The sequence below is a fragment of the Streptomyces sp. NPDC020801 genome (genome assembly GCF_044334385.1).
In the GTDB taxonomy this organism is placed as follows: domain Bacteria; phylum Actinomycetota; class Actinomycetes; order Streptomycetales; family Streptomycetaceae; genus Streptomyces.
Genome location: NZ_JBIRST010000033.1, coordinates 1 through 12,424 on the forward strand (window position 1 = coordinate 1; position 12,424 = coordinate 12,424).

At 72.7% G+C, this 12,424-nt stretch carries 5 protein-coding genes; all 5 read left to right on the forward strand.

Features of this window, described 5'->3' with window-relative positions; translation table 11 throughout:
* Positions 1–7,745, forward strand: a 7,745-nt coding sequence (locus ACH4UM_RS38060) for a type I polyketide synthase (protein WP_398190082.1), incomplete at its 5' end; no start/stop codon positions are given.
* A 78-nt stretch (positions 7,746–7,823) separates the two neighbouring features.
* The gene (ccrA, locus tag ACH4UM_RS38065) at positions 7,824–9,080 is read left to right on the forward strand and encodes a crotonyl-CoA carboxylase/reductase (RefSeq protein ID WP_398190085.1); all 1,257 of its coding nucleotides are present in this window, start codon (positions 7,824–7,826) and stop codon (positions 9,078–9,080) included.
* A 49-nt stretch (positions 9,081–9,129) separates the two neighbouring features.
* Positions 9,130–10,329 (forward strand): cytochrome P450, encoded by a 1,200-nt coding sequence (locus tag ACH4UM_RS38070; RefSeq protein ID WP_398190088.1) that lies wholly within the window; start codon positions 9,130–9,132, stop codon positions 10,327–10,329.
* 592 nt (positions 10,330–10,921) lie between these two features.
* Positions 10,922–12,136 carry a cytochrome P450 gene (locus tag ACH4UM_RS38075; RefSeq protein WP_398190090.1) on the forward strand — a complete coding sequence of 405 codons (1,215 nt, stop codon included), beginning with the start codon at positions 10,922–10,924 and terminating at the stop codon, positions 12,134–12,136.
* A gap of 53 nt (positions 12,137–12,189) precedes the next feature.
* The gene (locus ACH4UM_RS38080; protein ID WP_398190093.1) at positions 12,190–12,384 is read left to right on the forward strand and encodes a ferredoxin; all 195 of its coding nucleotides are present in this window, start codon (positions 12,190–12,192) and stop codon (positions 12,382–12,384) included.
* The last annotated feature ends 40 nt before the right edge of the window (positions 12,385–12,424 follow it).

The following is a 12,424-nucleotide window of genomic DNA, read 5'->3' on the forward strand; positions in this document are numbered from 1 at the left end:
CGATCGTCTCCAACCTTACGGGCGGGCTCGTCGAGGCGTACACCGCCGACTACTGGGTCCGCCACGTCCGCGAGGCGGTCCGCTTCTCCGACGGAATCCAGGCCCTGCACGAGCAGGGCGTGAACACCTTCGTGGAGATCGGCCCCGGCGGCGTCCTCAGTGGCATGGCCCAGGGGTGCCTGGACAAGGCGGTCACGGTCCCCGTGCTGCGTGCCGACCGCCCCGAGCCGGGGGCGCTCACCACGGCCGTCGCCCAACTGCACACCCACGGGCTCCCGGTCGACTGGAACGCGTTCTTCCCCGGCGCCCGGACAGTGGACCTGCCGACGTACGCCTTCCAGCACGAGCGGTACTGGGTGGAGGCGCCGGAACCAGCCGCCACCACGCTGGACCCGGTCGAGGCGGAGTTCTGGGAAACCGTGGATCGCGAGGACCTGGAGGCCCTCGCCGGAACGCTGGACATTCGCGCCGACGACACGTTCAGCGAGGTCCTGCCCAGGCTCTCCTCGTGGCGTCGGCAGCGCAAGGAACAGTCCACCGTGGACGGTTGGCGCTACCACGAGACGTGGAAGCGCATCGTCGACCCCGACCGCACGCACCGCCCCGGCACATGGCTGCTGGCCGTGCCGGAGGAGAATGCACAGATCGCCCCGGTCCGCGCCGCGCTCACCGCAAGCGGCGCCGAACTGAGGACCCTGGTCGTCGGCCCGGCCAGTGACCGCACCGAACTGGCCCGGGAGATGAGCGGGCTCGGCCCCGTCGACGGCGTGCTGTCACTGCTCGTCACCGGCAACCCCGTACTGCCCACACTGCTGCTCGTCCAGGCCCTGGCCGACGCGGGCATCGAGGTCCCCCTGTGGTGCCTCACCTCGGGCGCGGTGGCCGTCGACGGCTCCGACGCCGTACGCGACGCACGGCACACTCAGGTCTGGGGCCTGGGCCGGACCGTCGCCCTGGAACTGCCCCGGCTGTGGGGCGGATTGATCGACCTCCCCGCGACTCTCGACGACCAGGCCGCGGCCCGCCTCGCCGGCATCCTGGGCCAGGTACGGGCGGGCCGGTGGGCGGAGGACCAGCTCGCCATCCGCGCCCCCGGTGTCTTCGCCCGGCGGCTCGCGCACGCACCGGCCGGCCCGGCCACCCGCCGCTGGCAGCCCCGGGGCACCGTCCTCGTCACCGGGGGCACCGGCGCCCTGGGCGGCCACGTCGCCCGCTGGCTCGCACGCGAGGGCGCCGGCCATCTCGTCCTCACCAGCCGCCGGGGCGCGGACGCCCCCGGCGCCGCCGCACTGCGCGCCGAACTGGAGGAGCTGGGCGCACAGGTCACCGTCACCGCGTGCGACGTGGCCGACCGCGAGGCCGTGGCGGCCCTGCTCGCCGAGCACACCCTCGCCGCCGTCGTGCACACCGCCGGAGTCGCCGACGCCGGCCTGGTCACCGACACCAGCCCCGCCGCGTTCGCCGCCGCGTTCGCCGCGAAGGCCGACGGAGCAGCACACCTCGACGAACTGCTCGGCGAGCAGGAGCTGGACGCCTTCGTCCTGTTCTCCTCCATCTCCGGTGTCTGGGGCAGCGGCGGGCAGGCCGCCTACGCGGCCGGCAACGCATTCCTCGACGGGCTCGCCCGGCAGCGCCGCGCCCGCGGACTCGCCGCGACCTCCGTCTCCTGGGGGCCCTGGGCCGACGGCGGCATGGTCGAGGACGGCGACGACGAGGTGCGGCTGCGCCGCCGCGGACTGTGCGCGATGGCACCTCGCTCGGCGATCACCGCGCTGCAGCGTGCACTCGGCCGCGACGAAACCCTGCTGACCGTCGCCGACGTCGACTGGGCCCGTTTCATCGTGCCGTTCACCCTCGGCCGCCCCAGCCCGCTGCTCGGTGACCTCCCCGAAGTGCGGGGAGCACTCGCAGAGGACACCCCCGAGGAGCCCCACGGCTCCGGAGCGCTCGCCGAGAGCCTGGCCGGGCTCTCGCAGGACGAGCAGGAACGCCTCCTGATGGAGCTCGTCCGCAGCCATGCGGCCGCGGTGCTCGGACACTGCGGGGCCGGGGCGATCGAGGCCGACCGGCCCTTCAGGGATCTCGGCTTCGACTCCCTGACCGCGGTGGAACTCCGCAACCGGCTCGTCGAGGAGACCGGTCTGGCGCTGCCCACGTCCCTCGTCTTCGACCACCCCACGGCCACCGACCTCGCCGCCCACCTGCGGGCCGAACTCACCGGCAGCCAGAGCCCCGAGGACATCGTCCCGGCAGCGGCCGCCGCCGTACTGGACGAGCCCATCGCCATTGTCGGCATGGCCTGCCGCTACCCCGGCGGCGTGCGTTCCCCCGAGGACCTGTGGGAACTGGTCGTCTCCGGACGCGACGCCGTCTCGCAGTTCCCCGGCAACCGGGGCTGGGACGTCGAGCAGCTCTACCACCCGGACCCCGACCACCCCGGCACCACCTACACCACCCAGGGCGGATTCCTGTACGACGCAGCGGAGTTCGACCCCGCCGTCTTCGGGATCAGCCCGCGCGAGGCCGTCGCGATGGATCCGCAGCAGCGCCTCCTGCTGGAGACCACCTGGGAGGTCTTCGAACGGGCCGGGATCGCCCCCGACAGGGTCCGCTCCACCGGCACCGGCGTGTTCATCGGCTCCGGCTACCAGGACTACGCCGCCCGTCCGCTCAAGGTCCCCGACGGCGTCGAGGGCTACCTCTCCAGCGGCAACTCCGCCAGCGTCATCGCCGGCCGCCTCTCCTACACCTTCGGGCTGCAAGGGCCCTCGGTCACCGTCGACACCGCGTGCTCGTCCTCACTGACCGCCCTGCACCTCGCCGTTCAGGCACTGCGCAACGGCGAATGCTCGATGGCGGTGGCCGGCGGTGCGATGGTGATGTCCAGCCCGTCCGCGTTCACGATGTCGAGCAGACAGCGGGCGCTGTCCCCCGACGGCCGCTGCAAGGCGTTCGCCGCCTGCGCCGACGGCACCGGCTTCGCCGAGGGCGTGGGCCTGGTCCTCGTCGAGCGGCTCTCCGACGCTCGCCGCCACGGACACGAGGTCCTGGCCGTGGTCCGCGGCAGCGCGGTCAACCAGGACGGCGCCTCCAACGGGCTGACCGCGCCCAGCGGCAAGGCCCAGCAGCAGGTCATCCGGCAGGCGCTCGCCAACGCCCGGCTCGACCCGGACGGGGTCGACGCCGTGGAGGCCCACGGCACCGGCACCCGGCTCGGCGACCCGATCGAGGCGCAGGCGCTGCTGGCCACCTACGGCAGGGAGCGCTCCGCGGACCGACCGCTGTGGCTCGGCTCGCTGAAGTCCAATATCGGCCACTCGCAGGCGGCCGCGGGCGTCGGCGGCGTCATCAAGATGGTGATGGCCATCCGCAACGGCGTTCTGCCGCAGACGCTGCACGTCGACGAGCCGACCCCGGACGTCGACTGGGCCGGCGGGAACGTACGCCTGCTGACCGAGCAGACCGCCTGGCCCGACCACGCCAGGCCCCGGCGCGCGGCCGTCTCCTCGTTCGGTATGAGCGGCACCAACGTGCACACCATCATCGAGCAGGCAACGGAGACCGGGCCCGCCGAGGACGAGCAGGGCCCCGAGCAGGGCCCCGAAACGCAGGACGCCTCCACCGCCCTGCCCGTGGACGTGTTCCCGTGGGCGCTGTCCGCGAAGACCGCGCGGTCCCTGCGCGAGCAGGCGCGCCGGCTGCTGAACCACCTCGACCGCACAGAGCGGCTCTCCCTGCCCGACGTCGGCCGCGCTCTCGTCACCACGCGGACGCAGCTGGAGCAGAGGGCCGTGCTCGTCGGCCGTGACCGGCACGAGCTGCGGGCCGGGCTCGCGGCGCTCGCCGACGGCAAACCCGCGGACACCGTGGTCCAGGGCACCGCCGCGGCCTCCGGCCGGGTCGCCTTCGTCTTCCCCGGTCACGGCTCGCAGTGGACGGAGATGGCCCGCGAACTGCTGGACAGTTCCCCGGTCTTCGCCGAGCAGGCGAAGGCCTGCGCCGAGGCGTTCGCCCCCTACGTCGGCCGGCCGCTGCTCGAGGTCCTGCGCGCCGAGCCGGGCGCACCGGGCATGGCCGAGGTGGAGGTCGCCCAACCCGCGCTGTTCACGGTGATGGTGTCGCTGGCCGCCCTGTGGCGCTCCTACGGTGTGACGCCTGCCGCCGTCGTCGGTCACTCGCAGGGCGAGGTCGCCGCCGCGTACGTCGCGGGCGCGCTGACGCTGGACGACGCGGCCCGGATCGTGGCGCTGCGCAGCCGCTCACTGACCAAGCTCATCGGCAAGGGCGCGATGCTCGCGGTCGCCATGCCCGCCGACCGGGCCCGCGCGAGGCTGGAGAAGTACGGGGACCGGCTGTCGGTCGCCGCCGTGAACGGGCCCGCCGCCCTGACCGTCTCCGGAGAGGCCGATGCGGTCGACGAACTACTGGCGGAACTCCAAGCCGAGGGCGTGCGCGTGCGCAAGGTCCGCGGCGCCACCGGCGCCGGGCACTCCGTCCAGGTCGAGAGCCTGCGCCCCGAACTGCTCGAGCTGCTGGCCCCGGTCGCGCCGGGCGCGGCGGACGTCCCCTTCTACTCCACGGTGACCGGCACGGTGCTGGACACCACCGGCCTGGACGCCGAGTACTGGTACCGCAACGCGCGGCACACGGTGGAGTTCGAGCGGACCCTGCGGACGCTGCTGGCCGACGGCCACGGGGTGTTCGTCGAGTGCAGCCCGCACCCGCTGCTGGCCGGCGCGGTGCAGGAGATCGCGGAGGAGGCCGGTGCCGACGCCGTGACCGGCGCCTCGCTGCGCAGAGGCCAGGGCGGCATGGACCGCTTCCTGCGCTCCGTGTCCGAACTGCATGTGAGCGGCGTACCCGTGGACTTGACGGTCCCCTTCGCCGGGCGACCGGTACGGCGCGTGGACCTGCCGACGTACGCGTTCCAGCGGCAGCGGTACTGGCTGGAGAGCGCCGACCCGGTGCCCGCGGGCACCGATCCGGTCGAGGCCGGGTTCTGGGAGCTGGTGGAGAACACGGACCTGTCCGGGCTCGCCGATGAACTCGGGGCGGACGACGCCGCCCTCGTCGGCCCGGCGCTGCCGGTGCTGTCCGCGTGGCGTCGGCGCAGCCGCGAGAAGTCCACGGTGGACGGCTGGCGCTACCGCGTCTCCTTCCGGCGGCTGACCGACCACCCGGCCCCCGGCCTGGAGGGCCTGTGGCTCGCCGTCCTCCCCGCCGGACTGGCGGACGAGCAGTGGGCGCCCTGCGTCGTCGGCGTGCTCGGCGCCCACGGCGCCAAGGTGCGGGTCGTCGAACTCCCCGTGGACTGCGACCGCGCGCAGGCCGCGAACCGGCTCGCCCAGGAACTCGGCGGCGAACAGCCCGCCGGTGTGATCTCGATGCTCGGCCTCGCCCCCGGCTGCCACCCGGCCCACCCGATGTTGTCCGCGAGCCTCGCCACGACCGTCACCCTGTTGCAGGCGCTGGGGGACGTGGACGTCCAGGCACCGCTGTGGTGCGCGACCCGCGGAGCCGTGTCCACCGGAGCCACCGACCCGCTGCGCGAGGCCGGCCAGGCACAGCTCTGGGGCCTGGGCGTCGTCGCCGCACTGGAACTGCCCCGGCGCTGGGGCGGTCTCGTCGACCTGCCAGAGAAGCTGGACGAGCACGCACTGCGCCGCCTGGCCGGAGTGCTGGCCCAGCACGACGAGGATCAGCTCGCCGTGCGTGCCGACGGCGTTTACGGCCGGCGCATGGTCCGGGCGCGGCCCGCCGACGTGGAGCCCGCGACACCCTGGCGGCCTCGCGGCACCGTCCTGGTCACCGGCGGAACCGGCGGCGTGGGCCGGCACCTGGCCCGTTGGCTGGCCGGCGCGGGCGCGCAGCACCTGGTGCTCACCAGCAGGAGTGGCCCCGGCGCCCCCGGTGCGCAGGAACTGCACGCGGAGCTGACCGCCCTGGGCGCCGAAGTGACCATCGCCGCCTGCGACATCGCCGACCGTGATGCGGTCGCGCGGCTGCTCACCGGCATCGAGTCCCGGCACCCGCTCACCGCGGTGCTGCACGCAGCCGGCACGGCACGGTCGTCCATGCTGGCCGACGCAGGTCTCGACGAGTTCGCCGAAGCCGCGGCCTCCAAGGTCACCGGCGCCATCCACCTCGACGAGTTGCTCGAGGGCCGTGAGCTGGACGCGTTCGTCCTCTTCGCCTCCGGTGCCGGCGTCTGGGGCAGCGGTGGGCAGGCCTCCTACGCCTGTGCCAACGCCTTCCTCGACGCCCTGGCACTGCGGCGGCGGGCCCGCGGCCTGACCGCGACCTCGGTTGCCTGGGGTGGCTGGGCGGGCGGCGGCATGGTCGACGACGCGGTCCAGGAGCGTGGCGAGCGGCGGGGCCTGGGCGTCATGGCCCCCGAGCTCGCGATCTCCGCCCTGCGCCAGGCCGTCGAGCACGACGAGGCGGCCCTCACCGTCGCCCCGATCGACTGGGAGAAGTTCCTGCCCGCCTTCACCGTGGGACGGCCCAGCCCGCTGCTGGCCGACCTGCCCGACGTACGGCGGCTCCTGGAGACCGAGCAGGCCGCCGGCGAGGAGACCGGCGCCGGAGCGGCGCTGACGACCGAGCTCGCCGGACTCGCCCCGGCCGAGCAGGAGGAGCGGCTGCTGGAGCACATCCGCTCCCAGAGCGCCGTGGTCCTCGGTCACGCGTCGGCCGAGGACGTGCTGCCCACCGCGCACTTCCTGGAGCTCGGCTTCGACTCGCTCACCGCGATCGACCTGCGCCGGCGCCTGTCGGCGGCGACCGGTCTCCACCTGCCCGCCGGACTGGCCTTCGACCATCCCACGCCCGCCAGGCTCGCCAAGCACCTGTTGACGCGGCTCCAGGGCGCCGGCCGCGGCGCGGCGGAGGAGCGGCCCGCAGACATGCTGGTGCAGCTCTACCGGCACGCGAGCGAGAACGGGACGGCCGCCGAGGCCATGGGGATGCTGATGGAGGCGGCCCGCTTCCGGCCTTCGTTCGAGCGGCCCGAGGAACTGGCCCGGCGGCCCGCCCCGGTACGGTTGTCGCAAGGCGACCGTCCCCTCGCGCTGATGTGCATCTCGCCGTACGTCGTACCGGCTGGGGCGCACCAGTACGCGCGGTTCGCCGCACCCTTCCGCGACCGGCTGGACGTGTGGGCGCTGGTCCACCCCGGCTACGAGAAGGGTGAGCCGGTCCCGTCCGATCCGGACGTCGTGCTCCGGCTGCACGCGCAGACCGTACGGGAGTGCGCCGGCGGAAAGCCGGTCGTCCTGCTCGGCTACTCCTCGGGCGGCTGGATCGCCCATGGCGTGGCGGCACACCTGGAGGCCACGGGCGAGCAGCCGGCGGCCGTGGTGATGGTCGACAGCTTCAGCCGAGAGGTCCCCTTCGACCACCAGGTGCTCAACGCGATGGCCCAGGCGCAGTCGCAGCGCCTGGACTTCATGAGGTCCGGCGGCGAACAGCTCACCGCGATGGGCCGCTACATGCGCCTGTTCGAGGACTGGGCCGCGCCGGAGCTCGCCGCGCCGACCCTGCTCGTACGGGCGAGCGAGCCCATGCCGGCCGGCGCCGCGGACGGCGACGGGCGCGCGGCACCGCCCGAGCACGTGGACACGATCGTCGAAGTGACCGGAAACCACTACTCGATGTTGGAGGACCACGCCGGCACCACCGCGGCGGCGGTGGACTCCTGGCTGGCGGGCCTCGTCACCGAATCGTCCGGTCCCGCCGCACCTTGAGGACACAACGACCGCATGACCGGCCCGCGACCACCGCGAGCAGCCCAGACCTGACAGAGCAGATGTGGGAGAGAAATCATGACGAAGGCTCTCTACGAGATGGGTGAGACCCCGCCGCTGGGTGAGGTCCCGCCGAAGATGTACGCCTCGGTGATCCGCCAGAACCGCTTCGGAGAGCCGAAGCAGGCGTTCCGCACCGAGGTCGTCGACACCCCCGCGGTGGGCCGGGGCCAGGTGCTGGTCTACGTGATGGCCGCCGGCATCAACTACAACAACGTGTGGTCCTCGCTGGGCAAGCCGGTCGACGTCATCGGGATGCGGCAGCGCCAGGGCCGGCCCGAGGACTTCCACATCGGAGGCTCGGAGGCCTCCGGTGTGGTATGGGCCGTCGGCGAAGGCGTCCGCAACGTCAAGGTGGGTGACCACGTGCTGCTCACCAGCGGTCAGTGGGACGAGACCGCCGAGGACATCCGGATGGGCACGGACCCTCTGGTCTCGGAGAGCATCAAGGCCTGGGGGTACGAGACCAACTACGGCTCCTTCGCGCAGTTCTGCCGCGTCGACGAGTACCAGTGCCACCCCAAGCCCGCCCATCTGTCGTGGGAGGAGTCGGCGGCCTTCCTGCTCACCGGGCCCACCGCCTACCGCCAGTTGTTCGGCTGGCAGGGCAACACGGTCCGCCCCGGCGACCCCGTGCTGATCTGGGGCGGTGCGGGCGGTCTCGGCTCGATGGCCATCCAGCTCGTCAGGCTGGCCGGCGGCATCCCGATCGCCGTGGTCTCCAGCGAGGACCGCTCCGAGTACTGCCGCCGCCTCGGGGCGGAGGGCACCATCAACCGCCGCGACTTCGATCATTGGGGCCGACTGCCCGATGTCGGGGACGCCGAGGCGTCGGCGCGGTTCCTGCGCGGCGCTCGCGGGGTCGGCAAGAACATCTGGGAGATCCTCGGTGAGCGCAGGTCCCCGCGGATCGTGCTGGAGCACAGCGGCCAGGACACCCTGCCGACCTCGATGTACCTGTGCGACAACGCCGGCATGGTGGTGATCTGCGGTGGTACCTCCGGCTACAACGGAGACATCGACCTGCGCCACCTGTGGATGCGCTCCAAGCGCCTCCAGGGCTCGCACTACGCCGACACCCGCCAGTGCCGCGAGGTCATCAACCTTGTCGGCGCCGGCATGCTCGACCCCTGCCTGTCCGCCTGCGACGGCTTCCAGGACATCGGGCGCATGCACCAGATGATGCACGACAACGTGCACCCTTCCGGGAACATGGCCGTCCTCGTGAACGCGCCTCGGCGCGGCGAGACCGCACTCGAACTCGCCGCCGCCTGACCGTCCCCGTCGTACGGACCCTTCCCCTCCCACAAGCGCAAGGAGAGTCATGCCCGAGCCCACCGCCGACGCGCCCGCCGTCCCCAAGGCCCGCAGCTGCCCGTTCCTGCCGCCGGACGGCATCGCCGGCATCCGGGCGGCCGCCCCGGTGACCCGGGCCACCTTCACCAGCGGCCACGAGGCGTGGCTGGTGACCGGCTACGAGGAGGTACGCGCCCTGCTGCGCGACCCCTCGTTCAGCGTCCAGGTGCCCCACGCGCTGCACACCCAGGACGGCGTCGTCACCCAGAAGCCCGGCCGCGGCAGCCTGCTGTGGCAGGACGAGCCGGAGCACACCGTGGACCGCAAGCTGCTCGCCAAGGAGTTCACCGTCCGGCGCATGCAGGCGCTCCGGCCGAACATCCAGCGCATCGTCGACGAGCACCTCGATGCCCTCGAGGCGCGGGGCGGCCCGGTCGACCTGGTGAAGACCTTCGCCAACCCGGTGCCGTCCATGGTGATTTCCGACCTGTTCGGTGTCCCGGCCGAGCGCCGGGCGGAGTTCCAGGACATCGCCGAGGCGATGATGCGGGTCGACCAGGACGCCGCCGCCACCGAGGCCGCCGGCATGCGCCTGGGCGGCCTGCTCTACCAGCTCGTCCAGGAGCGCCGGGCCAACCCCGGGGACGACCTGATCTCGGCGCTGATCACCACCGAGGACCCCGATGGCGTCGTCGACGACATGTTCCTCATGAACGCGGCCGGCACCCTGCTGATAGCGGCCCACGACACCACCGCCTGCATGATCGGCCTCGGCGCGGCGCTGCTCCTCGACCGCCCCGACCAGCTGGCCCTGCTTCGCGAGGACCCGTCGCTGGTCGGCAACGCGGTCGAGGAGCTGCTGCGTTACCTCACCATCGGCCAGTTCGGCGGCGAGCGCGTCGCCACCCGGGACGTGGAGCTCGGTGGCGTGCGCATCGCCGAGGGCGAGCAGGTCGTCGCGCACGTCCTCGCCGCCGACTTCGACCCCGCCTTCGTGCAGGAGCCGGAGCGTTTCGACATCACCCGCCGCCCCGCCCCGCATCTGGCCTTCGGCTTCGGCGCACACCAGTGCATAGGCCAGCAACTCGCCCGAATCGAGCTGCAGATCGTCTTCGAGACCCTGTTCCGCCGCTTCCCGACCCTGCGCCTGGCCAAGCCCGTCGAGGAACTCCGCTTCCGCCACGACATGGTCTTCTACGGCGTGCACGAGCTGCCCGTCACCTGGTGACCTCCGCACCACGGCCCACTCCCACAGGAGATCCGCGCACGCGGACCGCGTGCGCGGATCACGCCTTCCGTCGCCGCGTCGCGCCGGGGGCGGCCAAGGCCGCCGTGAACACCAGGGCTTGCCCTACTCCGGGGTGCGCAGCCGCCGGACAAGGAGAGTCCGCATGTCGGTCTTCGTGTTGCCGCGACTTTCCCGCCGCTGCCGCGCCCCTCGCGCCGACTGCCCCGTAGCGCCTGCCGCACCGCCACAGCCCGACGCAACGGCGGTCGCGTCCCCGGGCGGCCCTGCGCGCAGTCCCGTTCACCGGGGCCGCCGTCACCGAGCACGGCGACGGTTCGTACTCCGTGTCCCGGCACATGCCCGGCGTCCGGTCGGTGACCGAGTGCTCCGACGGCCGGCCGGTCGACCACGGCGGTGCCGAGGAGACCGTGACGGTGGCCCGCGGCCTACTTGCCCGACGAAGGGTCCGGGGCCGGACGACCGGGTGCCGACCGGACTGCGCAAGGGCGCCGCTGACGGACTGAAACCTGTTTCCCCTGGCCATTCACCTATCGATGAACGACCGCACTGCCGATTGCTTGAAAGGCACGACATGACCGAGACCGAAATCCGCCCCACCGGGTCGCCGGCCCCGCCCTTCCCCCAGGACAGGACCTGCCCGTACCAGCCGCCGAAGGCCTACGCGCAATGGCGGGGCGAGAGCCCGCTGACGCAGGTCACGCTGTTCGACGGCCGACCGGCGTGGCTGATCAGCGGGCATGCCGAGGGACGGGCGCTGCTCGTCGATCCCCGGCTGTCTTCCGACTGGGGCCACCCGGTCTTCCCCGTCGTCGTCCAGCGCACCGAGGACCGCGGCGGGCTCGCGTTCCCGCTGATCGGCGTCGACGACCCCCTGCACGCCCGACAGCGGCGCATGCTGATCCCCAGCTTCGGCGTCAAGCGCATGAACGCCATCCGTCCCAGGCTTCAGAGTCTTGTCGACCGGCTCTTGGACGACATGCTGGCGAAGGGGCCGGTCGCAGACCTGGTGTCGGCCTTCGCCCTGCCCGTGCCCTCCATGGCGATCTGCGAGCTCCTCGGCGTCCCGTACGGCGACCACGACTTCTTCGAGGAGTGCTCCCGCAACTTCGTGGGCGCCGCGACGTCGGCGGAGGCCGACGGGGCCTTCGACGAGCTGTACACGTATCTGCACGGCCTGGTCGGGAAGAAGCAGGCCGAGCCTGAGGACGGCCTGCTGGACGAGCTGATCGCACGCCAGTTGGAGGAGGGCGACCTGGACCACAACGAGGTGGTCATGATCGCGCTGGTCCTGCTGGTGGCCGGCCACGAGACCACCGTCAACGCGATCGCCCTCGGAGCCCTCACGCTCATCCAGCACCCCGGGCAGATCGACGTGCTGCTGCGCGACCCCGGTGCGGTCCCGGGAGTGGTCGAGGAACTGCTGCGGTTCACCTCCGTCTCCGACTACGTCGTCCGGATGGCCAAGGAGGACATCGAGGTCGGCGGCGAGACCATCAGGGCCGGGGACGCGGTGCTGGTCTCCATCACGCTGATGAACCGCGACGCCAGGGCGTACGAGAACCCCGACGTCTTCGACGCCAGGCGCAACGCACGTCACCACGTCGGTTTCGGCCACGGCATCCATCAGTGCCTGGGGCAGAATCTCGCCCGCGCCGAGCTCGAGATCGCCCTTGGCACGCTCTTCGCCCGCATCCCGGGCCTGCGGCTGGCCGTACCCCTGGACGAGGTGCCCATCAAGGCCGGCCACGACGCCCAGGGCCCGATCCAGCTCCCCGTCACCTGGTGAGGATCCGGGCGGAAGGAACGGAAGAAACGGAAGGAAGGGAGGCGGGCCACGCCATGCGCATCACCATCGACCGCGACCGGTGCATCGGCTCCGGCCAGTGCGTCATGACCGCACCCGGCGTCTTCACACAGGACGACGACGCGCTGGTCGCCCTGGTCCCGGGACATGAGGACGGGGCGGGGGACCCGCGCGTGCACGACGTCCCCATGGCCTGTCCGGTACAGGCGGTCGCGATCTTCGAGGACTGAGCGGCATCGGCCGTGAGGCGTGGGGTCCGCAACCGTGCGA

What these genes read in the sequence shown, in the direction of transcription:
- ccrA (WP_398190085.1), top strand. Translation starts at nt 7,824, where the DNA reads ATGACGAAGGCTCTCTACGAGATGGGTGAGACCCCGCCGCTGGGTGAG.
- ACH4UM_RS38070 (WP_398190088.1), top strand. Translation starts at nt 9,130, where the DNA reads ATGCCCGAGCCCACCGCCGACGCGCCCGCCGTCCCCAAGGCCCGCAGC.
- ACH4UM_RS38075 (WP_398190090.1), top strand. Translation starts at nt 10,922, where the DNA reads ATGACCGAGACCGAAATCCGCCCCACCGGGTCGCCGGCCCCGCCCTTC.
- ACH4UM_RS38080 (WP_398190093.1), top strand. Translation starts at nt 12,190, where the DNA reads ATGCGCATCACCATCGACCGCGACCGGTGCATCGGCTCCGGCCAGTGC.